This is a genomic window from Xanthobacter pollutisoli (assembly GCF_040044995.1).
Classification (GTDB): domain Bacteria; phylum Pseudomonadota; class Alphaproteobacteria; order Rhizobiales; family Xanthobacteraceae; genus Xanthobacter.
The window spans coordinates 17,952-43,770 of the sequence record NZ_JBDZDP010000008.1 but is presented as its reverse complement, the minus strand read 5'-3'; the positions used below and the strand labels follow the sequence as shown (position 1 = coordinate 43,770).

Here is a 25,819-nt window from a genome sequence, read left to right as displayed (position 1 = left end):
CGAATCAGCGTCGTCCGGCGCCGAGGAAGGTCTCGGCGAACCAGCGGTCCAGCGTCATGGGGGCGTCCTGCTGGGGCGGACGGGCCGGCATCTGGCCCACCACGGCCGGCGGCCGATCGTCGGGCAGGTCGGAGGGAGGCGCATAGGGGCCGCCCTGGCCGCCGTATCCGCCTTGCGGGAGCATGCCGCCCGGAGCACCGTAACCGGCTCCGCCGAAGCCGTAGGAACGCAGCCCGCCGGGCAGCTCCGCCACCGGGACACCCTGGTGCGCCGCCTTCATGAAACGGCTCCAGATCTCCACCGGCAGGTTGGCGCCGGACGCCTTCTTGGTGGGGGAGGAATCGTCGTTGCCGAGCCACACTGCGGTCACGTAGCGGGCGGTGTAGCCGACGAACCAGGCGTCGCGATAATCCTGCGAGGTGCCGGTCTTGCCGGCGGCTTCCCAGCCCGGCAGGTCCGCGCGGCGGGCGGTGCCGGTGGCCAGCGTCTCGGTCAGCATCCGGTTCATCATGGCGACGTATTCCGGCGCCACCACGCGTCCCATGCCGGTGACGTTGCGCTCGTACAGCGACTTGCCGTCCGCACCCTTCACGCTCTCGATCACGTGCGGCATCACACCGACGCCGCCGTTGGCGAAGGGCGTATAGGCGCCCGCCAGTTCCAGCACCGAGACCTCGGAGGTTCCGAGCGCGATGGAGGGGTTGGGATCGAGCGGCGAGGCGATGCCCATGCGGTGTGCGGTCGCCACCACCGCCTTGGGGCCGAACTCCAGCGCGAGGCGCACCGAAACGGTGTTGAGCGAGAGCGCGAGCGCGGTGGTGAGGCTTACCGGACCACGATAGTCGTGGGTGGAATTCTCCGGCCGCCAGCCCTTCAGCTGCACGGGGGCGTCCTCGCGCACGCTCTCGGGGGTCAGGCCGTGCTCCAGCGCCGTGAGATAGATGAAGGGCTTGAACGCCGACCCCGGCTGGCGCCGGGCGGTGATGGCGCGATTGTACTGGCTGTCCGCATAGGAGCGTCCGCCGATGAGCGCCTTCACCGCGCCATCGGGGTCGAGCACCACCATGGCCCCCTGCCCCACGCCATATTTGGCGCCGGATTTCGCCAGCGTGTCCTCCAGCGATCGCTCCGCCGCCTGCTGGAGGGCCGGCTCCACCGTGGTGCGCACGGAGACGTCGCCGGGCAGCTCGCCGATAAAGGAATCCAGCTGGTCCATGACCCAGTCGGCCACATAGCCCGAGGAATCCGGCATGCCGGCGCGGGCGAGCTGGGCCGGGCGGGCGAGCGCCGCCGAAGCCATGTCCGGCGAGATCATGCGCTGGTCGCGCATGGAGGCGAGCACGAGGGCGGCGCGGGCCTGCGCGCCCTTGAGGTTGCGCGTCGGCGCAAGGCGCGAGGGCGAATTGACGAGGCCGGCCAGCATGGCCGCCTCGGCCAGCGTCACCTGCCGGGCGGACTTGCCGAAATAGCGCTGGGCGGCGGCCTCCACCCCATAGGCGCCGGCACCGAAATAGACGCGGTTCAGGTAGAGGTCGAGGATCTGGTCCTTGGTGAACTTGTGCTCCAGCCACAGGGCCAGCACCACCTCCTGCATCTTGCGCGAGGCGGTGCGATCAAGGGTCAGGAACAGGTTCTTGGCCAGTTGCTGGGTCAGCGTCGAGCCACCCTGCCGGAGGCGCCCGGACGTGAGATTGGTGACGAGGGCACGCCCAAGGCCCTCCGGATCGAGGCCGAAATGGCTGTAGAAGCGCTGGTCCTCGATGGCGACGAAGGCCTTCGGCAGATAGGGCGGCAGTTCGCCGATGGGCACCGCCACGCCACCCATGTCGCCACGCGTCGCCAGCACCTTGCCGTCGGCGCCCTGGATGATGACGGTGGGCGGACGCTTGGGAATCATCAGCGTCTGCATGGGCGGCAGCTTGGAGGCCTCGTAGGCGATCACCCCCGCCAGAGCGAGCACCGCCCAGACACCGAGAATCAGGCCCCACTTGACCAGCCGGAACACCAGGCCGCGCCGCTTGCCGCCACCCCCACGCCCGCCGCGGGGTGGCCCGGAACGGCCGCGCATGCGCTCGGGAGCGGGTTCGGAGAAAGCCTCACCTTTGGTGCGGGCCGCCGGCCGCCGGCTTGCGCGCGGCGGGTCCTGGGGCGGCGGTGCCGAGCGGTCGCGCGCGTCGAGGCGGATGTCGAACATCTGCTCGGACCGTTCCATGCGCGGCTCCTGCCTCATGCCCTCCCCGCGTCCCCGTGCCGTCATCCGTCGCTTCCGTTGCTCGCCGCCGTCTCCGGTTCCCACCACAGAATTCGGGCAGAAATGAACCCGCAGAGCCTAGGCGCCCCGGACTGAAGGTCGCGTTAAGGCAGGTCGGCGGGGAAGGCCGCCGCGCGCTGCGTCACGGGCAGGTGTTCCAATAGCCGATGTTGCGCGTGGGGGTGGTGTAGAACCAGCAGGAATTGGGCTTGGGCGCCGGCCCCACAATGGGCATGGCGAGCCCGCTCGGCAGAAAGCCGAGGGGCGGACCGAAGCCGGGCTGGGCGCCGGTGGGTGCGTTGGTGCGGAAGGGGGGCGACTGGACGAGGGGCGTCGGATCTGCAGGACGCACGCGCCGCGGCGGGCGCACCGGGGCGGGGCGCGGCGTCGCGACCGGCGCCGGCCGCACCGTGGGCGCGGGACGGGCAACAGGACGCGTGACCGGGCGGGGCGTCACCACCCGCGGCGCCACGGGACGCGGGGCAGCGCGCACCACCGGTGCGGGCCGCGCCACCGCCGGCCGCCCCACCGCCGCGGCGGCGGCCAGAGCGGAGCTGGCGCCGCCGCCGGTCAAGGGCGCCAGCAGCAGGACGCCGGCGAACATTGCCGTGGCGGCAAGCCGGGACGCGGCGGGACGCCTTCCTGCCTCCGCCCCGCCTTCCCCCACGAAGCCCGTCTCTGACCAAAGCGTCACGTCACTCTCCGATCCGGCAACCTTATGTGCCGCACCGTCACCTTGCAGGAAGATCGGGGCGGCACGATGGATGGCATCCGGGCCGCTCGCGGCCGGGCTTCGATTGCGGTAATGATGGAAACTGGATTGACCCTTTTGCTTCCAGATCGCCGATAATGTCACTTTCTCGTACCCCCAGGGCCAACCGTGTCATCGGCGAGCTCTTCGAAGGCCAGGCGCTCAAGGCCGAGATCCGTGAGATCGCGGCTGCCCACAAGGGGCGGGACCTCGACCTGCGCAACGCCGTCGTAGCCCGACTGAAGAAGGGCATGCAGGAGGGCCGGGCCGCGGCCGAGCGCCTGCTGAAGGAGGACGGCTGCGGGCGCTGCTGCTCCATGCGCCTTTCGGCCCTGCAGGACGCGGTGATCACCAGCGCCTACGAGGTAGCGACCACCTTCCTCTATCCCGTGGACAACCCCTCGCGCTCCGAGCGCATGGCCGTGGCCGCGGTGGGGGGCTACGGCCGGGGCATGATGGCCCCGGGGTCGGACACCGACATCCTGTTCGTCCTGCCCTACAAGCAGACCGCCTGGGGCGAGAGCGTCGCCGAGGCGATGCTCTACATCCTGTGGGACCTGGGACTGAAGGTGGGCCACGCCACCCGATCGGTGGAGGAGTGCCTGCGCCAGGCGCGAGCCGACTTCACCATCCGCACCTCCATCCTGGAGGCGCGCTATCTGGTGGGCGACAAGGCCCTGTTCGAGGATCTGGAGAAGCGCTTCGACAAGGAAGTGGTGGAGGGCACCGGGGCCGAGTTCGTCGCCGCCAAGATGAGCGAGCGGGAAGAGCGGCTGCGCCGCTCTGGCCAGTCACGCTATCTCGTCGAGCCCAATGTGAAGGACGGCAAGGGCGGGCTGCGTGACCTGCACACCCTGTTCTGGATCGCCAAATACGTCTACCGCGTGCAGACCACGAGCCAGCTGGTGGCGAAGGGCGTATTCACCCGCGAGGAAGCCCGGCTCTTCACCCGCTGCGAGGATTTCCTCTGGTCGGTGCGCTGCCACCTGCATTTCCTCACCGGCCGCGCCGAGGACCGCCTCTCCTTCGACCTGCAGCGGGAGATGGCCCAGCGGCTCGGCTATACGGAGCATCCCGGCCAGAAGGACGTGGAACGCTTCATGAAGCACTACTTCCTGGTGGCCAAGGATGTGGGCGATCTCACCGCCATACTCTCCGCCGGACTGGAAGCGCGTCACGACAAGCCGGTGCCGGGCCTCAAGGGCATGGTGGAGCGCTTCCGCGCCGGATCGCGCCGCATCACGCTGAAGGACACGCCGGACTTCATCCTCGACCACGACCGCCTCAATGTGGCCGACGAGGCGGCGTTCCGCCGCGACCCGGTCAATCTGATCCGCATCTTCCACGTGGCGGACAAGCGCAACCTCGCGCTTCATCCCGACGCCATGCAGCTCGCCACCCGCTCGCTGGCGCTCATCGACGCGAACGTGCGCGAGAATGCCGAGGCGAACCGCCTGTTCCTGGAAATCGTCGCTTCGAAGAACGCGCCCGAAACGGTGCTGCGGCGCATGAACGAGGTGGGCGTGCTCGGCCGCTTCCTGCCGGAGTTCGGCAAGGTCGTGGCGATGATGCAGTTCAACATGTACCACCACTACACGGTGGACGAGCACCTGCTCCGCTGCATCGGCGTGCTCTCCGAGATCGAGCGGAAGGTGAACCCGGACAACGGGCTCGCCAACGACCTCATGGGCACGTTGAAGAACCGCAACCTGCTTTACGTCGCCCTTCTGCTTCACGACATCGCCAAGGGGCGTCCCGAGGACCATTCCGTGGCCGGCGCCCGCATCGCCCGGCGCCTGTGCCCGCGGCTCGGGCTTTCGCCGGTGGAGACCGAGACGGTGGCCTGGCTGGTGGAGCAGCATCTCGTCATGTCGCAGGTGGCCCAGTCCCGTGACCTCTCCGACCGCAAGACCATCGAGAACTTCGCCGCCGTCGTGCAAAACCTCGAGCGCATGAAACTTCTGACCATCCTCACCACCGCCGACATCAAGGCGGTGGGTCCGGGCACGTGGAACGGCTGGAAGGCCCAGCTCCTGCGCACGCTCTATTACGAGACCGAGCCGGTTCTCACCGGCGGCTTCTCGGAGGTCGACCGCGGCAAGCGGGTCATCGCCGCCCAGGGCCAGTTCCGCGCCGCCTTGTCCGACTGGTCGGATGAGAAGGTGGCGGCCTATGTGGCGCGGCACTATCCGCCCTATTGGCTGCGGGTGGATCTCGACACCAAGCTGCGTCACGCCCGCTTCGTGGACGAGACAGAAAGCGCGGGCCGCTCCATCGCCACCCATGCGGCGCTGGAGCCCGGCCGCGGCATCACCACCCTGACGGTGCTGGCGCCCGACCATCCCAAGCTCCTGTCCATCATCGCCGGTGCCTGCGCGGCGGCGGGGGCGAACATCGTCGATGCCCACATCTCCACCACTACGGACGGTCTGGCGCTGGACACCATCGCCATCCGCCGCGCCTTCGATCATGACGCCGACGAGCTGCGCCGCGCCGCCCGCATCCAGGAGGCGGTCGAGCAGGCCCTCACCGGCGAGGTGCGCCTGCCCGAGGTAATGGCCAAGAAGCTGCCCAAGGGCCGCCGCACCTTCACGGTGGAGCCCGAGGTGACCGTGAACAACAGCTGGTCCAACCGCCACACGGTGGTGGAAGTCTCCGGCCTCGACCGACCCGGCCTGCTGTTCGCCCTCACCAACACCCTGTCGCGCCTCAACCTCAACATCGCCTCGGCGCATGTGGCGACCTTCGGCGAGCGGGCGGTGGACGTGTTCTACGTCACCGACCTCCTCGGCGCGAAGATCACCGGCGCGGCGCGCCAGTCCACCATCCGACGGGCGCTGGTGGGGGTGTTCGAGGGGCCGGCGGAGGACGAGGAGCCGGCGGCCCGACGCATGGCCCGGGCTTGAGGTTGCTCCGCCCCTCCCTCAACTGGAGCGCTCCATGACGGCACGCGTCACTCCGTTTCTGATGTTCGAGGGCCGGGCGCAGGAGGCGATGAGCCTCTACGCTAGCCTGTTTGCCGACGGCGTGGTGGAGGACGTGGTGCGCTACGGCCCCGGCGAGCCGGGCCCCGAAGGCAGCGTGAAGACCGCGCGCTTTTCCCTCGGCGGCCAGCACTTCATGTGCATCGACAGCCCCATGGCCCATGGCTTCACCTTCACGCCGTCCTTTTCCCTGTTCGTCACCTGCGCGGATGAGGGGGAGCTCGACCGGCTGTTCGCGGCCCTGGGCGAGGGCGGTGCCGTGCTGATGCCGCCCGGCGCCTACGGCTTCAGCCGCAAGTTCGCCTGGGTGAGCGACCGCTTCGGCGTCTCGTGGCAGCTCAATCTGGAGTGAGCTGCCGGCGTCTGGCGCCGGCACGATCTTAAGGTCAGCCGCCGCCTCGGTTTCGCCGCCCTGACCGTGCAGTCAGTTGCGAACGATTTGCGTCGCGGCCGCGCGCTCCTATATTGGGGCCGCGTCCGCCCGGACGGACGATCTGAAGCAGCCCATGGACGCCACGGCCCCCTTCCCCGCCCTCCCCGGCGCCGCCCTTCTGGGCGACGACATGCCCGGTGATCCCGCCGCCACGCGCGTGGTGGTGGCCATGTCGGGCGGCGTCGACTCCTCCGTGGTCGCCGCCGTCCTGGCCCATGCGGGCTACGATGTGGTGGGCGTCACCCTCCAGCTTTACGACCATGGCGAGGCCGCCCACCGCGCCGGCGCCTGCTGCGCGGGCCAGGACATTTACGACGCCAGCGAAGTCGCCCGCACCCTGGGTATTCCCCATTACGTGCTGGACTACGAAAGCCGCTTCCGCGCGGAGGTGATCGACCGTTTCGCCGCCAGCTATGCGGCCGGCGTCACCCCTATCCCCTGCGTCGACTGCAACCGAACGGTCAAGTTCCGCGACCTGCTCGCCACGGCCGGCTACCTCGGCGCACGCTATCTTGCCACCGGCCACTATGTGGCGAGCCGCGCCTTGCCCGATGGCCGGCGCGCGCTCTACCGCGCCGCCGAGGAGGCGCGGGACCAGTCCTATTTCCTCTATGCCACCACGGACGCCCAGCTCGACCGCCTGCGCTTCCCCCTCGGCGAGATGCGCAAGGCGGACGTGCGGGCGCTCGCCGCCCGCTTCGGCCTGCCGGTGGCGGAGAAGCCCGACAGCCAGGACATCTGCTTCGTGCCCGGCGGCGACTATGCCGAGGTGGTGCAGCGGCTGCGCCCGGAGGCCGGGGAAGAAGGCGACATCGTCCATCTGGACGGGCGCCGGCTCGGCCGCCACAAGGGCGTGATGCACTACACCATCGGCCAGCGGAAGGGGCTCGGCATCGCTACTCCCGAGCCGCTCTACGTGGTCGCCATCGATGCCGCGCGGCGCGAGGTGCGCGTCGGCCCGCGCGAGGCGCTGGCTGTGCGCGCCATCTCCATGGCCGACGTGAACTGGCTGGGCGACGTCCCCTTCGCCGAGGCGCTCGCCGCCGAGGCCGAGGTGTTCGTGAAGGTGCGGTCCACCCGGCCGCCCGTGACCGCCCGGCTCGGCCGCGCCGCGGACGGAAGCGCGCTGGTGCATCTCGCCGCGGGCGAGGAAGGCGTTGCGCCCGGACAGGCCTGCGTGCTCTACGATGCGCCGGGCGCGGCCGCCCGGCTGCTGGGCGGCGGCACGATCGTGAAGGCGGAACGGATGGCGACGGCGGTCGCCGAGGTCGCCTGAGGCAAGCGGATGGCGTCGGGACGGGAGAGCTGACGATGGCGGTGCAATACGATCTCGAAGGCCAGAAGCGCGTCTACGCCAAATGGGCGCCCATCTACGACAAGGTCTATGTGAAGCTGCTGGCGGACGCCCAACGCAAGGCCGCAGCCGCAGCCGCCGCCTGCGGTCCCGATATCCTGGAGGTGGGCGTCGGCACCGGGCTGGTGCTGCCCTATTACCCGGCCGGCGCGCGGGTGACCGGCATCGACTTGTCGTTCCACATGCTCCAGAAGGCGGTGGAGAAGAAGGCCGAGCGCTCCCTGTCCCAGGTGGGCCTGCTCGCCGCCATGGATGCCTGCCATCTGGGCTTTGCCGACAAGAGCTTCAATGCCGTCACCGTGCCCTTCGTCATCACCCTGGTGCCGGACCCGGAGGGCGCGCTGGACGAGATGTACCGTGTGCTGAAGCCGGGCGGCGAGATCATCGTGGCCTCCAAGCTCGGGGCGGACGAGGGCCCCACCATGCACATCGAGGCGGCGCTGGCGCCGCTGGTGAAGAAGGTCGGCTGGAGCATCGCCTTCAAGGCGAGCCGCCTGAAGAACTGGGCGGCCAAATATCCCGACATGAAGGTGATCGAGATTTCCCCGGTGTTCCCGGTGGGCTTCTTCAAGCTGGTGCGGATCAAGAAGGCCGCGGCCTGAAGCCCGCCCGGGTGCTGGAAAACCGCCGCCCGGATTTCTTGACACCCACGAGGCGCCGCCCCTATATGCGCGTCTCCCGGCGCCGCGCGCGCCGTGTTCGCGTTGTGGCAGCGTAGCTCAGTTGGTGAGAGCGCCGGATTCATAACCCGGAGGTCGGCGGTTCAAGTCCGCCCGCTGCTACCACCCGCACCGCCCGATTCAATCGCCGCCGCTTCATCGAGAAACGCCCGCACCGCAGCGCGCGTCTCGGCCGCCCGTCCCACCAGCAGATGGCCGCCAGTGTCGTAGGCGATGAACTGCGCGCCCGGTATCCGCGCTGCGGCCAGCTCCGCCGCCGGCAGGGTATTGAAGAGGTCGTCGCGCGCCGAGATGATGAGGGTCGGCGCCGTAATCCGCTCTAGCGGCAGCACCGGATGCGGGCAGGCGCTGTCAAGCCGGATGCCCGCGGCCCGCGCCGAAACCGGCGCGATGGCGGCGGCGAGGGCCAGCACGCGCTTGCGCTCGCTTTCACCGGCCTGTTCCAGCAGCGCCGGCCGCACGCCGACGAACCGGATAAGCATGTTGGGACCGAGGGCCCCGATCAGCCACCAGAAGAAGTCGCCCCCCGCCTTCAGCACGGCGAACACCAGGCGGTTGCCTGCGGTCGGATCGGTCGCGACAGGGCTGTGCGGGGCGTCCAGTGCCGGCACGATCAGCACCAAAGCGCGGACCTTCCCGGGATGGCGGATGGCCAGCGCCGCCGCCGAGCGCGCCCCCGCCGAAAGACCCATCACGATGACGCCGTCGAGGCCGAGATGGTCGAGCAGCGCGGCGTGGGCGTCCGCCTGCGTGGCGATGCCGCCGTCGGGCGCCTCGGCGCCGTCGGGCGCGGCGGTGCGCAGATAGCCGAAGCGCGAGGGGGCAATCACGCGGAAGCCCTCGCCCATGAGCTCGTCGGCGAAGGCGAGGCCGTGGTCGAAGCCGCCGCCGGCCCCGTGGATGGAGAGCAGAACCGGCCCCTCGCCCCGGTCGGCATATTCGACGGCACTGCCGGGAAGCCGGGCGATCTCGCTGCCGCGCGACACCGCCGCGAGCGCCCGCGCGTGGGCCGCGGCGAACCGACGCGCGACCACCGCCGCGCCCGCCAGTACCGCCACTCCCACGATCAACGCAAGCCCGCGCATGCCCATGCTCCCGCCTTCAGCCGCAACACCCGCCAACCGCTCCGGCCGCCGCAGCGTGGCCGCCTGGGTGCGGTTCGGCTATAGGTATTCCAGCGCAGCCGCAGGGTCATCCTGCGCCGCCAGAGCGCGATCCGATCGAGTTGAATCAACGTGATCGGTAAATCGCCCTCTGACTCTAAGAAAGAGAACGCGTGATCCGATCTGATTGCGATGCAATCAGATCGGCGCGTGCTCCAGGAGGGGGCCATGACGTTTACTGCCGCAGTCCGCAGCTGCCTCACCCAATATGCCGGCTTTCAGGGCCGGGCGCCGCGCAGCGAATTTTGGTGGTTCTGGGTCTTCACCCTCCTGGTGGAGGTGGCTGCCATCTTCATCAGCGGCATGCTCATGGCCGGGTCGATGACCACGGCCGGCATCGCTCCAGGGACGGACGGCGACATGACCACCATGCACGGCTGGTACGTCTTCGCCGTGCCGCACTGGCTCACCGGCATCGTGCACCTTGCCCTCATCCTGCCGTCGCTGGCGGTGGCGGTGCGCCGGCTGCACGATGTGGGCCGCACCGGCTGGTGGTTCCTCATCATGTTCGTGCCGTTCGGCTTCTTCGTGCTGCTGTTCTGGTGGGTGCAGCCCTCCGAGCCGCGAGCGAACGCTTACGGTCCGCCGCTGCTGCCGGCCTATTGAGCGACGCGCCCGGCCCCGTGGGGGACCGGGCGACCCCTTCAGGTCTCGTCGGCGCGGGTGCGGATCCACTCGATGATGCCGGAGAAGTCCTTGCCCTCGTTCCCTTCCGCCGCGAAGGCGGTGTAGAGGGCGGTTGCCGCGGCGCCCAGCGAGGTGGCGGCGCCGGCGGTCTCGGCCGCCTCCTGCGACAGCTTCAGGTCCTTCAGCATCAGCGCCGCCGCGAAGCCGGGCACGTACCCGCGGTTGGCGGGGCTGGTGGGGACCGGCCCCGGCACCGGGCAATAGGTGTTGATGGACCAGCACTGGCCGGACGAGGTGGAAGCGACGTCGAACAGCGCCTGGTGCGAGAGTCCGAGCTTTTCGGCCAGCACGAAGGCTTCGGACGCCGCGATCATGGAGATGCCGAGGATCATGTTGTTGCAGATCTTCGCCGCCTGACCCGCGCCCGCGCCGCCGCAATGCACGATCTTCTTGCCCATCAGTTCCAGGATGGGCTTGGCCGCCGCGAACGCCTCGTCGGTGCCGCCCACCATGAAGGTGAGGGTCGCGCCCTCCGCCCCGCCGACGCCGCCGGAGACCGGCGCATCCACGCTCGCATGACCCGCCGCCTTGGCCGCCTCGTGGAAGGCGCGGGCGGAAGCCACGTCGATGGTGGAGGAATCGATGAACAGCGTGCCCGGCTTCGCCGCCGCGAACAGGCCGTCCGCGCCGGTGGTGGCGCCCACCACGTGCTTGCCCGAGGGCAGCATGGTGACCACCGCGTCCGCCGCTGCCACCGCCGCCTTGGCGCTCTCGGCGATGCCGACGCCCCTCGTCTTGGCCTGCTCCAGAGCGGCGGGCACGAGGTCGAAGCCGGCGACGGTGTGTCCCGCCTTCACGAGGTTGGCGGCCATGGGCCCGCCCATGTTGCCGAGGCCGATGAATGCGATGGTGGCCATGATGGTTTCCTCCCAATCGGATGACCCCTCCCCCTTGCGAAGGGATGAGGGCGAAGGGGCTGGCTGCAGCCAATGTCGCCGCCCGAACGGCGCACGACACCCTTCACCCCACCCCCCCTCTCTCCAAGGGGAGAGGGCGATTTTCTAGTTCCCCTGCGCGATCAGCGCGCGGGACACGATGAGCCGCATGATCTCGTTGGTGCCTTCGAGGATCTGGTGGACACGCAGGTCGCGCACGATCTTCTCGATGCCGTAGTCGGACAGGTAGCCGTAGCCGCCATGCATCTGCAGCGCGTCGTTGGCCACCTCGAAGCCGCGGTCGGTGGCGATGCGCTTGGCCATGGCGCAGAGCTGCGTCGCATCCGGCGCCTTGGCGTCGAGGGCGGCGGCGGCGCGCCACAGGAAGGTGCGGGCGGCCTCCAGCTCGGTGGCCATGTCGGCGAGGCGGAATTGCAGCGCCTGGAATTCGTCGAGGCGCTTCCCGAAAGCCTTCCGCTCGCGCATGTAGGACAGCGTCTTCTCCAGCGCCGCCTGCGCCCCGCCCAGCGAGCAGGCGCCGATGTTGAGGCGGCCGCCGTCGAGCCCGGCCATGGCGATGCGGAAGCCCTCGCCTTCCTCGCCCAGCCGGTTCTCCACCGGCACCTTGACGCCCTCGAAGACGACGGAGCGGGTGGGCTGCACGTTCCAGCCCATCTTCTTCTCGTTGGCGCCGAAGGAGAGGCCCGGCGCGCCGGCCTCGATCACGAGGGTGGAGATGCCCTTGGGGCCGTCCCCGCCGGTGCGCACCATGACCACATAGACGTCGGACGTACCGGCGCCGGAGATGAACTGCTTCTGGCCGTCGACGATGTAATGGTCGCCGTTCCGCACCGCTTTGGTCTTCAGCGCTGCCGCGTCCGATCCCGCGCCGGGCTCGGTCAGGCAATAGGAGGCGAAATGCTCCATGCTCGCGAGGCGCGGCACCCATTTGCGCCGCTGGGCCTCGTCGCCGAAGCGGTCGATCATCCAGGTCGCCATGTTGTGGATGGAGAGATAGGCCGAGGTGCCGGGGCAGCCGGTGGCGAGTTGCTCGAAGATCAGCGCCGCATCGAGGCGGGTGAGGCCGGAGCCGCCCACGTCCTCCCGCACATAGATGCCGCCCATGCCGAGCGCGGCGGCGGCGCGCAGCTGCTCGACGGGGAAGTGCTTCTTCTCGTCCCACTCCACGGCGTAGGGCGCGATCTGCTCGTTGGCGAAATCGCGCGCCATGTCGCGGATGGCGATGTGGTCCTCGGAGAGCGTGAACATATCAGGGGCGCCAGGAGGAGAGGGAAAGAATGGGGGGAAGGTCCTTTTCGCTCGCCGCCTTGCGGGCGAGACGGCCGTCGGCGGTGACGAAAGGGCAATCCAGTTCGCGGGCGAGGCTGAGATAAATGCAGTCGTAGATGGCATGATCGAGCCGGAACGACAGCTCGACCGCAAAGGGAAGCAATGGCTCGACCGGAAGCAGGCGCTGGAAGAACGCCGGCAGCTGCGCGCAGATGTCTACCGCTTCCGTCACCGTCACCGCTCCTATCCGGCGCTTCTTCCATAAGGCGTTGGCGACCTCGGTCTGGACGAGCACAGGGGCCAGCAATTCAGTCCCGGACGCGACAAGCGCTTCCGCTTCCGTCTGGTCTCCCTCGTCGAAGAACCATTTGATCGCGATGGATGCGTCCACCACGCAACGGCTCACTTCGACCCCTCACGGATCTCGTCCAGCGTCAGCGAAGGCGAAGGCTTGGTGCGAGAGCGGAAATAACGCGATACCGCCACCCGCTCCTCGGGCGTGTAGGGCCGGTTCTTCTCGAGCAGGTTGCGGATTTCCTGCTCGAGCGAGATGCCGTTCCGTTTCGCCCGCTCCCGGTAGACGTTGAGGGTCTCGTCGGGAATGTTGCGCACCAACACCTGTGCCATGGCCCGCTCCTCGTGAAGATCATGCTATCAAAAATGATAGCATGATCTCGCAACGGGAGGGATAGGCCGCCGCCTCATCCCATGGTGGGGATGACGAAGTCCGCGCCGTCCTTGATGCCCGAGGGCCAGCGGGAGGTGACGGTCTTGGTCTTGGTGTAGAAGCGCACGCCGTCCGGGCCGTGCTGGTTCAGGTCGCCGAAGCCCGAGCGCTTCCAGCCGCCGAAGGTGTGATAGGCGAGCGGCACCGGGATCGGCACGTTGATGCCCACCATGCCCACGTTCACCTTGGAGGCGAAGTCGCGGGCGGCATCGCCGTCGCGGGTGAAGATGGCGACGCCGTTGCCATATTCATGCTCGGTGGGAAGCCGCAGGGCTTCCTTGTAGTCGGGCGCGCGCACCACGGAGAGGACGGGTCCGAAGATCTCCTCCTTGTAGATGCGCATGTCGGCGGTCACGTGGTCGAACAGGCAGCCGCCCATGTAGAAACCGTTCTCATAGCCCTGCATCTTGAAGCCGCGGCCGTCCACCAGCAGCTTCGCGCCTTCCTGGACACCGATGTCCACATAGCCGCGCACGCGGTCCAGCGCCTCGCGGGTGACGAGGGGGCCGAAATCGGCGCTGGCGTCGGTGGAGGGGCCGATCTTGAGGTTCTCGACGCGGGGAACGAGCTTCTCCAGCAGCCGCTCGGCCGCTTCCTCGCCCACCGGCACCGCCACCGAGATGGCCATGCAGCGCTCGCCGGCGGAGCCGTAGCCGGCGCCGATGAGGGCGTCCACGGCCTGGTCCATGTCCGCGTCGGGCATGACGATCATATGGTTCTTGGCGCCGCCGAAGCCCTGGATGCGCTTGCCCGCCGCCGAGCCGCGGGCATAGATGTACTGGGCGATGTTGGACGAGCCGACGAAGCCCACCGCCTGGATGTCCGGGTGGTCGAGGATGCCGTCCACCGCTTCCTTGTCGCCGTTCACCACGTTGAGGATGCCCGGGGGAAGGCCGGCCTCCAGCATCAGCTCGGCGAGGTGCATGGGCACGCCGGGATCACGCTCGGACGGCTTCAGGATGAAGGCGTTGCCGCAGGCGATGGCCGGGCCGAACTTCCACATGGGGATCATGGCCGGGAAGTTGAACGGGGTGATGCCGGCCACCACGCCCAGCGCCTGGCGCATGGAATAGATGTCGATGCCCGGGCCGGCGCCGTCGGTGAACTCGCCCTTCATGAGGTGCGGGATGCCGATGGCGAACTCGATCACCTCCAGCCCGCGCTGGATGTCGCCGCGGGCGTCGGGCACGGTCTTGCCGTGCTCACGGGCGAGCAGGTCCGCCAGCATGTCGTAGTCGCGGTGGATCAGTTCCAGGAACTTCATCAGCACGCGGGCGCGGCGCTGGGGATTGGTGGCGGCCCAGGCGGGCTGCGCGGCCTTGGCATTGGCGACAGCGGCGGCCAGCTCGTCCTTGGAGGCGAGGGCCACGTGGGCGATCACCTCGCCCGTCATGGGCTGGTAGACGTCGGCGAAGCGGCCGGAGGTGCCTGCGACGTGCTTGCCGCCGATGAAATGGCCGATCTCGCGCATGATGCGTGTCCTTCCTGAGCGTTTCTTGAAGCGTTCTTCGGGAAATGCGTTTCCCCACGATGGACGCCGCTTTGGGGCGGCGTTCGTTGGCCGGCACATTGGCGTATCTTTTTGTGCACATCTACGGCAATCTCTGCACCATTGATGTGCGCTGTTTCACAGTCCCGAGAGCCATGCCGACGGCCGATTTCGAGTGGTCCGACCTCACCTTCTTCCTGGCTGTTGCGCGCGCCGGGCGGCTGACGGTGGCCGCGGCGCGCCTGAAGGTGGAGCATTCCACAGTGAGCCGGCGCATCGCTGCGCTGGAGACGGCGCTGGGCGCGAAGCTGTTCGATCGCCGCCCGCACGGTTATGCGCTGACCGCCGCCGGCGATCGCCTCCTCAACGCTGCCGAAGGCATGGAGACCCTGGCGCTCGCCGCCCAGGGCGAGATCGGCGGCGCCGATCTCGGGGTCGCCGGCACCGTGCGCATCGGCGCGCCGGACGGCTTCGGCACCTTCTTCCTCGCCCCGCGCATCGGCGCGCTGGCGGAACTGCACCCGGAGCTGGACATCCAGCTCCTCGCCATGCCGCGCCTGTTCTCCTTGTCGAAGCGGGAGGCGGACATCGCCATCTCGCTGTCGCGGCCGAAGGAGGGACGGCTCCATGCGCGCAAGCTCACGGATTACCGCCTCGGCCTCTATGCCGCCCGCGCCTATCTGGAGAAGCACGGCGCCATCGACAGCCGCGCCGCCCTGCAGCGCCACCGGTTCATCGGCTATGTGGACGACCTGATCTACGCCCCCGAGCTCGACTATGTGCCCCTGGTGGCGAAGGATTTGCGGGTGCGCCTCAAAAGCTCGAGCCTCGTGGCGCAGATGACGGCCACGCGCGCAGGGGCGGGCGTGTGCGTTCTGCCCTGCTTCATGGCCGACCTGTTCACCGGCGAGGGACCGGAGGCGCTGGTGCCGATCCTGCCGGGCGAAGTGGGGCTGACGCGCACCTTCTGGCTGCTCACCCACGCCGACACCCGCGACCTCGCCCGCATCCGCGTCGCCGCCGATTTCATCGCCGAGGCGGCGCAGAAGGGGCGGGGCGTGCTGATGCCAGGCTGAGGGCGGCCGCGCCCTATTTCAGGCGCCAGTACTGGTCGGACGGCCCGCCGGCGACCTCGCACGTCGCGAGCTGGAGGCGGGCGCCGTTGGCGGTGGCGGGCGCTCCGGCCACATCGAGACACAGGCCGGACAGGCGATGACGGATCAAACCCTCCGACGTGAACTGCCACTGCTGATCAGTGGTCGACCCATTGGGGTTCCGGCCCGAGAGCTCGCAATCATAGAGGATCAGCGCGGTCCCGGCCTTGGTGCCGGGGGCGCCGGGCACGTCGATGCACCTGCCGGAGAGGGCGTTGCGGATGAAGCCCTGCGGCAGGACTTCCCACATCTGGTCGGTGGGCGTCCCGTTGGGGTTCAGCGCGGAGAACTCGCAGGTATAAAGGATCAGCGGCGCGCCATTCTTGACGCCGGGCGCGCCCGACACGTCGAGGCACTTGCCCGAGAGCTGGTTGACGATGAACTTGCCCTGCGCGCTCGCCTGGCCCGCGCAGAAGACTCCCGCCGTCGACAGTGCGGCGGCGAGAACCCAATTTCCGAGCTTCATGAAATCCCCCATGCCGGCCACGCGGCCCGACCCTTGGTCCGCATCAAGCGTAGCCGTGACGTCGTTCTCATAGCAGGTTCCGGGCGGGCGCAATATGCTCCGCACCTTGACTGGGTCCCCCTCTCCCCCTATAGGAGCCGCTTCCCGATAGAGCGGGTGAGTGCACGTGGGTCTCATGGCCCCGGCCGCGTTCCTCGCGCCATGTGAAGAAAAAAGGACTTTCGCCATGTCCCGGCGGTGTGACCTGACCGGCAAGGGGGTTCTGACGGGCCACCTCGTGAGCCACTCGAACCGCAAGACCAAGCGCCGGTTCCTGCCGAACCTGTGCAATGTCACGCTGGAGAGCGAGACGCTGAAGCGCACCGTGCGCATGCGCATCAGCGCCAACGCGCTCAAGAGCGTGGACCATCGTGGTGGCCTCGACGCCTTCCTCAAGAAGGCCCGCGACGAGGAGCTGTCTCCCCTCGCCCTCGACCTGAAGCGCCAGATCGCCAAGGCGACGGCTGCCGCCGAGACCGCCGCGGCCTGATCCCGCCTTCCTGGGTCCTGCACGTTTTTAGACCGCGGGTGGCGACACCCGCGGTTTTTCGTCGTTCCGCCCGCGCCGGCGGCGCCAGCGCGTAAGATGGGCTCACGCCAGGTCGGCGACCGCCTCGGTGAGTCGTTCGAGATCCTCGGGACGGGACAGGCGGTGGTCGCCGTCCTTGACGAGGGAAAACACCACGTCGTCCTCGGCAAGGCAGCTGACGAGGCGCACCGCGTGTTCCCACGGCACGTCCTCGTCCCGCGCCCCCTGAAGAATGCGCACCGGGCAGCCCACGGCGAACGGCGCGCCGAGGAGGAGGTGGCGCCGCCCGTCCTCGATCAGCCCGCGGGTGATGACATAGGGCTCCTCGCCATAGAGCGTCGGCTTGAGAAAGCGCCCCGTGGTCTCGATCAGCTCCCGGACCGGCGGAGGGAATCGCTCCCACATGAGCGCCTCGGTGAAATCCGGCGCCGGCGCCACCAGCACCAGGCCCTTCACCCGATTCTCCCCGCGGGCCGCCAAGGCGCGGGCGAGCAGAAGGGCGATCCAGCCGCCCATGGACGAGCCGATGACGACCTGGTCCCCGCGCGTCGCACGGTCGAACACCGCCAGCGCCTCCTCCAGCCAGCGCGAGATGGTGCCTTCTTCGAAGGGGCCACCGGATTCGCCATGGCCGGAATAGTCGAACCGCACGTTGGCGCGGCCCTGCCCGGCGGCCCATCGGGCGAGATGCTCGGCCTTGGTGCCCGCCATGTCGGATTTGAAGCCCCCGAGCCAGAACAGGCCCGGGGCCGCCCCGGCGAGGCTGCGCACCGCAATGGCGCGGCCCTCGACATCAAGGGTCAGGCTCTGCTCGCCGGGGATCGGGGCGTCGGGAAAAAGCGGGGTGTCGGCCATCAGGTCTCCGGTCAGGCAAAGGCGGCGAAATAGCGGGCGATGATGCCGGCATAGATGCGGGTCAGGGCTTCCACGTCCGCCACCGGCGTCGCCTCATCCACCTTGTGCATGGTCTGGCCCACGAGGCCGAACTCCACCACCGGGCACAGATCCTTGATGAAGCGGGCATCCGAGGTTCCGCCGGATGTCGAGGCCTGCGGCCGGCGCCCGGTTTCCGCTTCCACCGCATCGGCCACCAGCTCCACGAACGCGCCGGGCGCGGTGAGGAAGCTCTGGCTCGCCCCCGCCCGGAAGACGAGATCGTAGGTGAGGCCCGGCCCATCGAGGCGGCGGATGATCTCCGATTTCAGAGTGTCCAGCGTGAACAGGTCATTGAAGCGCACGTTGAAGCGCGCGGTCGCTTCGGCGGGAATGAGGTTGAACACCGGATTGCCGACGTCCACCGAGACCATCTCGAGGTTGGAGGGCGGGAAGAAATCCGAGCCCTGGTCGAGGGGCGTGGCGGTGAGCGCCGCGATGAGCTGGATCAGCCGCGGGATCGGATTTTCGGCAAGGTGCGGATAGGCGACGTGCCCCTGCACGCCCTTCACGGTGATGATGCCGTTGAGGCTGCCGCGCCGGCCCACCTTGAAGGCGTCGCCCAGGGCGTGCGGGTTGGTGGGCTCGCCGAGCACGCAATGGTCGATGACCTCGCCCTTGGCCTTCAGCCACTCCACCACCTTCACGGTGCCGTCCAGCGCCGGCCCCTCCTCGTCGCCGGTGATGAGGAAGGAGAGGCTGCCGCGCTCGGGCCGGCCGTGGGCCAGTGCCGCCGCGAGGAAGGCGGCCACCGCTCCCTTCATGTCCACCGCCCCGCGGCCGTAGAGCACGCCGTCGGCGACGGTGGCGTCAAAGGGGCCGTGCGCCCATTGCGCGGCATCGCCTTCCGGCACCACGTCCACATGCCCGGCGAAGCACAGGTTGGGGCCGCTCTCGCCGATGCGGGCGTAGAGGTTGGGGACGGGCACGCCGCCGCTGTCGAAGGTGAGACGCTCCACCTTGTATCCGGCCGCCGCCAGGCGATCCGCGACCAGCTCCAGGGCGCCCTGCGCGTGGGGCGTCACCGAGGGTGCACGGATGAGTTCGATGGCCAATGCGACGCTGTCGGGGAGATCCGCCCCCAGCTCGGGCTTGACGGGAATGGCGCCGGTCATCAGGAAAGCCTCCTGTCCGCCCGGCGCTTGCACGTCTTGGGATTGGAGACGGATGCGTCGGCCGGGCCATGGGAGCCGGGCCGTAGCTCCGGCTCCAAGGCCGGGAGGGTTCGCAATAACGGAAAACCCTTGGGTCTTTCCAGCGGTTTCGTGCGGCCTCGGGGCCCGGGGCCGGGTTTTTACCGCTCCGCCACGAGGCTGCCGCCTTCAGGCGACAGGAACGCGGGCGGCGGAGGATCGATATGCAAGTGATGAAGCCCGCGGCCGTTCTGGTCGCGCTCGTGCTTTCTGTGTTCGTGCTGGCGCAGGCCGGGGCGCAACAGACCCCGGCCGCCGGCACGGCGGCACAGGGGCAAAGCGCGCCCGCGGCCGCAACGCCCAACGCCGCCGCCTCGCCTCCCGCCGCCACGCCGTCCACCTCGCCCGCTCCCGCGCCGGCGGCAGCGCCGGCCACCGCGCCGAAGCCGCCACCGACCCCGGCGGACCCCGTGATCGTGGCGGCCCGCGAAAAGATGGAAGCGGCCCGCGCGGCGCTCGATGCCATCGACGCCTCGCTGGCGGTGGAAGGCCTGCGCCCCAACGACCTCGATGAGCTGCGGCAACGGCTCGACCCCGCCCGGCGCGACCTCGCCGAAGTGTCGGATCAGATCTCCCCCCGCGTGTCCGATGCCGAAAGCCGCCTCGGTGCGCTCGGCCCCAAGCCGGCGGAAGGCGCCAGCGAGGAGCCCACCATAAGCGCCGATCGCGAGCGCCTCACGGCGCTCAGCGCCGAGATCGGCGGCGTGCTCAAGCAGAATCGCGCCCTGCTGCTGCGCAGCGACCAGATCTCCGACCGCATCAGCGCACGGCGACGCGCCCTGTTCACCGGTCAGCTGTTCGAGCGCTCGGATTCCGTGCTCGACCCGGACCTCTGGACCAACGCCTTCTCCGCCCTCTCCTCCGAACTGCGCGCGATCCGCTTCTTCGCCAGCGACTGGGCCGCCTATTCGCTGCGGCGGCTGCCCACCATCGCGGTCTTCGGCGCGCTGTTCGGGGCGGTGGCGATCATGTTCGCGGTGGTGGCCGGCGGGCGCTTCCTGCGCCGGCGCCTGCGCACCCCACAACCGGCGCCCGGCGAGACGTTCAGCCGGTTGCGATCCGCCCGCGAGGCCCTGAAGGTCCTGATCCTCAACGCCACCGTCGCGCCTGCCGCAGCGTGGGCCGCCATCGCCTTCGTCACCGCCTTCGAGGTGGTGCCGCCGCGTGCCGACGAATTGGTGCGCGGACTGCTCATCGCCATCTTCATCAAGGCCATCGGCAATGCCGTGGGCCGCGCGCTGCTGGCGCCCGGCGAGCCCTGGCGCCGCCTGCCGCCCCTGTCCGATGGTGCGGCCGCCCTCGCCTATCGCTATTTCTCCTTCACGGTGTGGACGCTCGCCATCGCCGCCTTCCTCAATGCCCTGCATCGCGTGCTATTCGCGCCGGTGGGCCTGACGGTGGTGACGAGCGCGCTCATGTCGCTGCTCATCGCCGGCTTCATCGCCCGCTTCCTGGTGGGCGCGGCGCGGGCCGAAGCCGCCGCCGATGCGGAGACCGCCACCGCCGACATCGCCGCCCCCACCGCGCCGCCGCAATGGATCCGCTTCTTCGTCTGGCTCGCGGTGGCGATCCTGCTCGGGGCGCTTGTCGCCGGCTATGTGAGCTTCGCGGCCTTCGTCGCCGCCCGCATGGTGGTGGCCGCGGCGGTGCTGGGCGCGCTCTACCTGCTCTACGCCCTGATCGACGCCTATTTCGGCGAGGGCCTGTCGGCCGAAACGCCGCGCGCTCGCAGCCTTTCCAAGATGCTGGGGCTGAAGCCCGAACGGGTCGAACTGCTGGGCGTGGTGGTGTCCGGGCTGCTCAAGCTGCAGCTCTTTGTCATCGCCGCTTTCCTCATCGTCGGCAGCTGGGGCACGTCCACCGCCGACGTGATGGATACGGTGCAGCGCGTCTCTTTCGGCGTGCGCATCGGCAATGCCACCGTCACGCTCTGGAGCGTCCTCTACGCCGTTCTACTGCTGCTGGTCGCGCTGGTGATCGCCCGCGGCTTTCAGAAGTGGGTTTCGAGCGTGCTGCTGCCGCGCTCGGGACTGGAGCCCTCGCTCCAATCCTCCATTTCCACCATCGTCGGCTATGTGGGCACCATCATCGCCATCATGGCGTCCATGGGCCAGTTGGGCCTCAACCTGGAGAACATCGCGCTGGTGGCCGGCGCCCTGTCGGTGGGTATCGGCTTCGGCCTCCAGTCCATCGTCTCCAACTTCGTGTCCGGCCTGATCCTCTTGGCCGAGCGGCCGATCCGGGTCGGCGACACCATCAACGTGAAGGGCGAGGAAGGCTACGTGCGGCGCATCTCGGTGCGCTCCACCGAGATCGAGACCTTCGAGCGCGCCACGGTGATCGTGCCCAATTCGGATCTCATCACCGGCATGGTGAAGAACTGGACGCACTCCAACACCACCGGCCGCATCATCGTGGCGGTGAGCGTCTCGTATGATTGCGACCCGGAGGAAGTCCGCGACATCCTCGTCGCCTGCGCCTGCGACCATCCCCAGGTGCTGCAGTCGCCGCCGCCGCGGGTCTTCCTCATCAAGTTCGCCGACGCCGGCCTCGCCTTCGAGCTGCGCTGCGTGGTGGCCAATGTGGACTACGCCCTGACGGTGAAGAGCGACCTGCATTTCCAGGTGCTGTCGCGCTTCCGCAAGGCGGGCATCGGCATCGCCATACAGCCCTGGGCGTCGCTGACGCGGGCGCCCCGGGACATGGTGCCCCCGCCGCCCGCGCCGCCGGAGCCCGTGCCTTAAGGCCGAGCTCCGCAGACGCGGCGCCGTCCTTGAGGCGGACGGCGCGCTAACCCTTCCTCAACCCCGGCGGCGCACAAGTGCGAGCCGCGGTGCGGCGTTCGTGAAAGCCGCGCCCCATGTGACAGCCGGAAGCCGAGACATGCGCGACAAGATCCTCCGCCGCTCTTTCCTCGCCGGTGCCGGCCTTGCGCTCATCGCCGCCGTGGCCGGCTGCGCGACCTCGGATCAGCTCGACAGCCAGCCTTCCTTCTACATGAACCTCGCCAAGACCGGGAAGCCGGTGGACGCAGCGGCGGCCGCCTCCCTGCTCTCGGACTATCGCACTGCCCGCGGCCTGCCGGCGGTGAGCATCGACGACACCCTGACGCGCCTCGCCCAGGACCAGGCCAATGCCATGGCCAGGGCCGACAATCTCTCCCACGAGGTGGGGGGCCGCAATTTCATGGCGCGCATCAAGGCCTCGGGCTACGACGCCGCGCGGGCGGTCGAGAATGTGGGCGCGGGCTACCACACGCTGGCCGAGGCGTTCTCCGGCTGGCGCGATTCTCCTTCGCACAACAAGAACATGCTGGAGCCGGGCGTGACCCGCATGGGCATCGCCACGGCCAATGCGCCCAATTCCAAATACAAGGTCTATTGGGCGCTGATCCTCGCCCAGCCGGACACCGCCGGGCGCTGAGCGCCTACCGGCTCCAGGCGAGGCCCGTCTGGCGATAGTGCCGCATTTCTGCGATCTCGGGGATGAAGTCGCGGATGGCAGCGAGGAAGGGCGGGAAATGCGGCCCGCGGCGGAAGCCCTCCATGTGCGCCGCCACCGAGGCCCAGCGGATGCGCAGGATGAAGCTTGCCGCCTCGTCCTCGCACTGGGTGATCTCGTAGCCGAGGCATTCGGGAGCTGCCGCCAGATGCCGGCCCGCCTCCTCATAGGCCTTGAGGAAGTCGTCCACGCTGTGGGCGGTGAGCACATAGCGCACATATTCCACCGCCGGCTCGCCCTGATGGCGCATGAAGGCGAAGGCGTTGTCGAGCGGCGCGCCGCGGTTCACCGCCTGGTCAATCCACAGCATGGCATAGGGCTCGAGCAGGCGCGCCTGCTTCAGCGGCCCGGCATCCATCGCCTCGAAGCCGAGGTCGGCCACGAGGCCCAGCGCCTGCGGCTTGCGCCCGGCATCATCTCCGGCCACGAACATCACCGGACGGGCGGGATATCCCGTGGCCGCCGCCATGACCGAAAAGCCCACCTGGTTCATGGCCTTGAACACCGCGGCGCCGGGCGCGAGCCGCTCGACCTCCTCCGCGCCCGAGGTGGAGAAGCCGAGGGCGAGGCCAAGGCCGCCGGGGCCCATCGCCAGCGGATTGGTGGCGTCGATCACCAGCCGACCCGAGAGGTCGCCCGCCGCGGCCAGCGCCGCCGGCACCGCATCCCACGGCACCGCGAGGACGATCGCCTCCGCCCCCGTCACTGCCCCGGCGACGTCCGTCACGGTCGCTGCGACCGCCTGCGCTGCGGCGGCGTGCTTGGGGGCTGCGGGATCGGGCACGCCATAGACGATGGAATGGCCGGCGCGCGCCCAGCCTTTCCCGAGCGCGCCGCCCACATTGCCGGCGCCGATGATTGCAATCCGCATGATTTCCTCTTCCCTTGATCCGGGCTAGACTGTCTCGGGAAGTCTCGGCTGGGAACAAAACCGGTTCAACGCACCAGATGGTGCGTGAACATCCGGGTGGCGGCATGAAACGATTGCGCAAGGCCTATGGGTGCCCGGTGGAACTGGCTGTCGAATTCGTCGGCGGCAAATGGAAGACCGTCATCCTCGCCTGGCTCAAGGAAAGCCCGCTGCGCTACAACGAATTGCGCACGCGCATCCCGGGTGTCGCCGACAAGGTGCTCACCGAGCGGCTGAAGGATCTGGAGCAGTTGGGCCTGGTGGAGAAGGGCACCGACGCCGGACGGCGCGGAGGCCACATCTATCGCCTCACCGATCGCGGCGAGCGGCTGCGGCCGGCGCTGGATGCGCTCTATGCCTTCGGCTCGGCGATAGCCGGCGAACTTCCGGTGACGCTCGGCCCGCGCATCGCCGCCCCCAAAGGCGCGGCCGCCGCTGAAGCGGCACCGACTGCGGCCAAGGCTGAGGTATCGCGCAAGGTGACGCCGGCACGCCGCTTGCGCGCGGGATAGACCGACGGGATGCGGGCTGGACGCGGGATCGTGATCTCCCTCCCTCCGGTCGGGGGTTCCGTGCGGCGCCGGGATGGGGCTTAATCGGCGGATTGACCCAACGACAGGCAGGAGAATGGGATGAAGCGGATCGCCTTCACTTTGTGCGCCCTGACCGTCCTCGCCGGCACCGCGCCCGCCTTTGCCGGCGGCTCGGGATGCCCCGGCATGACCAATGCCTCCACCGGAGGCACCACGACCACGGCGAGCACGTCCACCAGCCAGAAGGGCGGCTGACGTAGCGACCCGATTCTCGGGGACTTCATCTAATCGGCGATGTCCAGGACCTCCGGCTCTTCCCCAGCCGGAGGTTTCCTTTTGGCGCCCGGCATTCCGCCCATGAAAACGGCCGGCGGAGCTGCTCCGCCGGCCGTTGGTTCTGCCGATAATCGCCTCGCTCGCCGGACCAATGGCCCGCCGGGCTCACATGTGGATGGCGCGCTTCTCCACCGCCATGGCCGCTTCCTTCACCGCCTCGGAGCGGGTGGGATGGGCATGGCAGGTGCGGGCGAGGTCTTCCGACGAGCCGCCGAACTCCATCAGCACCGCGCATTCGTGGATCATCTCGCCGGCCTCGGGGCCGATGATGTGGGCGCCCAGCACCTTGTCGGTGGCGGCGTCGGCGATGATCTTCACGAAGCCGTCCGTGGTGTTGTTCACCTTGGTGCGGCCGTTGGCGGTAAAGGGGAACTTGCCCACCTTGTAGGCGACGCCCGCGGCCTTCAGCTCCTCCTCGGTCTTGCCGACAGAGGCGACCTCGGGGAAGGTGTAGACCACGCCGGGGATCACGTCGTAGTTCACATGGCCGGCCTTGCCGGCCAGAAGCTCCGCCAATGCCACGCCCTCGTCCTCGGCCTTATGGGCGAGCATGGGGCCGACGATCACGTCGCCGATGGCATAGATGCCGGGGACATTGGTGGCGAAGTGGTGGTCGGTGACGACCCGGCCGCGCGCATCCTTGGCGACGCCCGCCTCCTCCAGCCCGAGGCCGGCGGTGTAGGGGATGCGGCCGATGGCGACCAGCACCACGTCCGCCTCCAGCACCTCGGCGGCGCCGCCGGCGGCCGGCTCCACGGAGACCTTGAGCGTCTTGCCCTTGGTGTCGACGCCCGTGACCTTGGTGCCGAGCTTGAAGGTGAAGCCCTGCTTGTCGAGGATGCGCTGGAAGGACTTGGCCACGTCGCCGTCCATGCCGGGCAGGATGCGGTCGAGGAATTCCACCACCGTGACCTCAGCGCCGAGGCGCCGCCACACCGAGCCCAGTTCCAGGCCGATGACGCCCGCGCCCACCACGACGAGCTTGCCGGGCACCTTGGGCAGCTTCAGCGCGCCGGTGGAGGAGACGATGCGGTCCTCGTCGATGGTCACACCCGGAAGCGGGGCGACGTCAGAGCCGGTGGCGATGACGATGTTCTTCGTCTCCAGCACCTCGACCTTGCCGTCGGCGTTCAGGGTGACTTCCACCTTGCCGGCACCGAGGATCTTGCCGGCGCCCATGTAGACGTCGACCTTGTTCTTCTTCAGCAGGAACTCGACGCCCTTCACGTTGCCGTCCACGCCGCGGTCCTTGAAGGCCAGCATGGCGGGAAGGTCGAGCTTGGGGGCGGGCACGCCGATGCCCATCTCGCCGAACTTGTGGCCCGCTTCCTCGAACAGCTCGGAGGCATAGAGCAGCGCCTTGGAGGGGATGCAGCCCACGTTCAGGCAGGTGCCGCCATGGGTGCCGCGCTTCTCCACCACCGCGACCTTGAGGCCGAGCTGGGCCGCGCGGATGGCACACACATAGCCGCCGGGGCCGGTGCCGATGATGGTGAGATCGTAGGACATGCGGAGTTCCTTCAAGGTAAGGGGCCGGAGCG

Annotated in this window: 24 protein-coding genes and 1 tRNA gene; 12 read left to right on the top strand and 13 right to left on the bottom strand. The window is 69.1% G+C overall.

Features of this window, described 5'->3' with window-relative positions:
• Window positions 1-4: 4 nt before the first annotated feature.
• Together ABLE93_RS16185 and ABLE93_RS16180 are read right to left on the bottom strand one after the other, a co-directional pair.
• Window positions 5-2,212 carry a transglycosylase domain-containing protein gene (locus ABLE93_RS16185; RefSeq protein ID WP_348840876.1) on the bottom strand — a complete coding sequence of 736 codons (2,208 nt, stop codon included), beginning with the start codon at window positions 2,210-2,212 and terminating at the stop codon, window positions 5-7.
• Between the two features lie 181 nt (window positions 2,213-2,393).
• A complete protein-coding gene (locus ABLE93_RS16180; protein ID WP_348840875.1) occupies window positions 2,394-2,945 on the bottom strand; it encodes a hypothetical protein in 552 nt (183 codons plus the stop codon).
• A gap of 155 nt (window positions 2,946-3,100) precedes the next feature.
• Between ABLE93_RS16180 and ABLE93_RS16175 the strand changes: the two genes are divergently transcribed.
• The 5 genes from ABLE93_RS16175 to ABLE93_RS16155 all read left to right on the top strand — a co-directional run bounded on the left by ABLE93_RS16175 (window position 3,101) and on the right by ABLE93_RS16155 (window position 8,558).
• Window positions 3,101-5,908 carry a [protein-PII] uridylyltransferase gene (locus ABLE93_RS16175; protein WP_348840874.1) on the top strand — a complete coding sequence of 936 codons (2,808 nt, stop codon included), beginning with the start codon at window positions 3,101-3,103 and terminating at the stop codon, window positions 5,906-5,908.
• A gap of 34 nt (window positions 5,909-5,942) precedes the next feature.
• The gene (locus ABLE93_RS16170; RefSeq protein ID WP_348840873.1) at window positions 5,943-6,338 is read left to right on the top strand and encodes a VOC family protein; all 396 of its coding nucleotides are present in this window, start codon (window positions 5,943-5,945) and stop codon (window positions 6,336-6,338) included.
• 154 nt (window positions 6,339-6,492) lie between these two features.
• Window positions 6,493-7,695, top strand: a complete 1,203-nt coding sequence (mnmA, locus tag ABLE93_RS16165) for a tRNA 2-thiouridine(34) synthase MnmA (RefSeq protein ID WP_510183040.1) — start codon at window positions 6,493-6,495, stop codon at window positions 7,693-7,695.
• A 35-nt stretch (window positions 7,696-7,730) separates the two neighbouring features.
• Complete coding sequence (locus ABLE93_RS16160) at window positions 7,731-8,375, top strand: class I SAM-dependent methyltransferase (RefSeq protein ID WP_348840872.1); 645 nt, start codon at window positions 7,731-7,733, stop codon at window positions 8,373-8,375.
• 106 nt (window positions 8,376-8,481) lie between these two features.
• Window positions 8,482-8,558 (top strand) — tRNA-Met (locus ABLE93_RS16155).
• Here the strand turns inward: ABLE93_RS16155 and ABLE93_RS16150 are convergent.
• On the bottom strand, window positions 8,537-9,538 hold the full coding sequence (locus tag ABLE93_RS16150; RefSeq protein ID WP_348840871.1) for an alpha/beta fold hydrolase: 1,002 nt from the start codon (window positions 9,536-9,538) through the stop codon (window positions 8,537-8,539). The two genes, ABLE93_RS16155 and ABLE93_RS16150, sit on opposite strands and share 22 nt — an antisense overlap.
• A gap of 246 nt (window positions 9,539-9,784) precedes the next feature.
• On the opposite strand from ABLE93_RS16150, the gene ABLE93_RS16145 reads away from it, so the two are divergent.
• Entirely contained in the window at window positions 9,785-10,222 is a 438-nt protein-coding gene (locus tag ABLE93_RS16145; RefSeq protein WP_348840870.1) for a DUF805 domain-containing protein, read from the top strand.
• Window positions 10,223-10,260: 38 nt separating this feature from the next.
• Here ABLE93_RS16145 and mmsB read toward each other — a convergent pair whose 3' ends face one another.
• From mmsB to ABLE93_RS16120, 5 genes are all read right to left on the bottom strand, one after another.
• A complete protein-coding gene (mmsB, locus tag ABLE93_RS16140) occupies window positions 10,261-11,160 on the bottom strand; it encodes a 3-hydroxyisobutyrate dehydrogenase (protein WP_348840869.1) in 900 nt (299 codons plus the stop codon).
• Between the two features lie 144 nt (window positions 11,161-11,304).
• Complete coding sequence (locus ABLE93_RS16135) at window positions 11,305-12,447, bottom strand: isobutyryl-CoA dehydrogenase (protein ID WP_348840868.1); 1,143 nt, start codon at window positions 12,445-12,447, stop codon at window positions 11,305-11,307.
• Window position 12,448: 1 nt separating this feature from the next.
• Window positions 12,449-12,862 (bottom strand): type II toxin-antitoxin system VapC family toxin, encoded by a 414-nt coding sequence (locus ABLE93_RS16130; protein WP_348840867.1) that lies wholly within the window; start codon window positions 12,860-12,862, stop codon window positions 12,449-12,451.
• Window positions 12,863-12,870: 8 nt separating this feature from the next.
• Entirely contained in the window at window positions 12,871-13,095 is a 225-nt protein-coding gene (locus ABLE93_RS16125; RefSeq protein WP_348840866.1) for a FitA-like ribbon-helix-helix domain-containing protein, read from the bottom strand.
• Between the two features lie 74 nt (window positions 13,096-13,169).
• Window positions 13,170-14,666: a CoA-acylating methylmalonate-semialdehyde dehydrogenase gene (locus ABLE93_RS16120; protein WP_348840865.1), complete on the bottom strand. Its 1,497-nt coding sequence runs from the start codon at window positions 14,664-14,666 to the stop codon at window positions 13,170-13,172.
• A gap of 173 nt (window positions 14,667-14,839) precedes the next feature.
• Between ABLE93_RS16120 and ABLE93_RS16115 the strand changes: the two genes are divergently transcribed.
• The gene (locus tag ABLE93_RS16115) at window positions 14,840-15,760 is read left to right on the top strand and encodes a LysR family transcriptional regulator (protein WP_348840864.1); all 921 of its coding nucleotides are present in this window, start codon (window positions 14,840-14,842) and stop codon (window positions 15,758-15,760) included.
• 13 nt (window positions 15,761-15,773) lie between these two features.
• Here ABLE93_RS16115 and ABLE93_RS16110 read toward each other — a convergent pair whose 3' ends face one another.
• Entirely contained in the window at window positions 15,774-16,304 is a 531-nt protein-coding gene (locus tag ABLE93_RS16110) for an RICIN domain-containing protein (protein WP_348840863.1), read from the bottom strand.
• Between the two features lie 226 nt (window positions 16,305-16,530).
• On the opposite strand from ABLE93_RS16110, the gene rpmB reads away from it, so the two are divergent.
• Window positions 16,531-16,833, top strand: coding sequence for a 50S ribosomal protein L28 (rpmB, locus tag ABLE93_RS16105; RefSeq protein ID WP_348840862.1), 303 nt, complete (start codon window positions 16,531-16,533; stop codon window positions 16,831-16,833).
• A 102-nt stretch (window positions 16,834-16,935) separates the two neighbouring features.
• On the opposite strand, the gene ABLE93_RS16100 is transcribed toward rpmB, so the two are convergent.
• Together ABLE93_RS16100 and dapE are read right to left on the bottom strand one after the other, a co-directional pair.
• Window positions 16,936-17,727 carry an alpha/beta hydrolase gene (locus tag ABLE93_RS16100; protein ID WP_348840861.1) on the bottom strand — a complete coding sequence of 264 codons (792 nt, stop codon included), beginning with the start codon at window positions 17,725-17,727 and terminating at the stop codon, window positions 16,936-16,938.
• Window positions 17,728-17,738: 11 nt separating this feature from the next.
• Window positions 17,739-18,920 carry a succinyl-diaminopimelate desuccinylase gene (gene dapE / locus ABLE93_RS16095; RefSeq protein ID WP_348840860.1) on the bottom strand — a complete coding sequence of 394 codons (1,182 nt, stop codon included), beginning with the start codon at window positions 18,918-18,920 and terminating at the stop codon, window positions 17,739-17,741.
• A gap of 242 nt (window positions 18,921-19,162) precedes the next feature.
• Here dapE and ABLE93_RS16090 point away from each other — a divergent pair, with 242 nt between their 5' ends.
• Window positions 19,163-21,742 (top strand): DUF3772 domain-containing protein, encoded by a 2,580-nt coding sequence (locus ABLE93_RS16090; protein ID WP_348840859.1) that lies wholly within the window; start codon window positions 19,163-19,165, stop codon window positions 21,740-21,742.
• Between the two features lie 139 nt (window positions 21,743-21,881).
• The gene (locus ABLE93_RS16085) at window positions 21,882-22,421 is read left to right on the top strand and encodes a CAP domain-containing protein (protein ID WP_348840858.1); all 540 of its coding nucleotides are present in this window, start codon (window positions 21,882-21,884) and stop codon (window positions 22,419-22,421) included.
• Window positions 22,422-22,425: 4 nt separating this feature from the next.
• On the opposite strand, the gene ABLE93_RS16080 is transcribed toward ABLE93_RS16085, so the two are convergent.
• Window positions 22,426-23,370, bottom strand: coding sequence for an NAD(P)-binding domain-containing protein (locus tag ABLE93_RS16080; RefSeq protein WP_348840857.1), 945 nt, complete (start codon window positions 23,368-23,370; stop codon window positions 22,426-22,428).
• A gap of 104 nt (window positions 23,371-23,474) precedes the next feature.
• Here ABLE93_RS16080 and ABLE93_RS16075 point away from each other — a divergent pair, with 104 nt between their 5' ends.
• Complete coding sequence (locus ABLE93_RS16075; RefSeq protein ID WP_348840856.1) at window positions 23,475-23,921, top strand: winged helix-turn-helix transcriptional regulator; 447 nt, start codon at window positions 23,475-23,477, stop codon at window positions 23,919-23,921.
• 120 nt (window positions 23,922-24,041) lie between these two features.
• Entirely contained in the window at window positions 24,042-24,197 is a 156-nt protein-coding gene (locus tag ABLE93_RS16070) for a hypothetical protein (RefSeq protein WP_348840855.1), read from the top strand.
• A gap of 186 nt (window positions 24,198-24,383) precedes the next feature.
• On the opposite strand, the gene lpdA is transcribed toward ABLE93_RS16070, so the two are convergent.
• The gene (gene lpdA, locus ABLE93_RS16065; RefSeq protein WP_348840854.1) at window positions 24,384-25,787 is read right to left on the bottom strand and encodes a dihydrolipoyl dehydrogenase; all 1,404 of its coding nucleotides are present in this window, start codon (window positions 25,785-25,787) and stop codon (window positions 24,384-24,386) included.
• Between the last annotated feature and the right edge of the window lie 32 nt (window positions 25,788-25,819).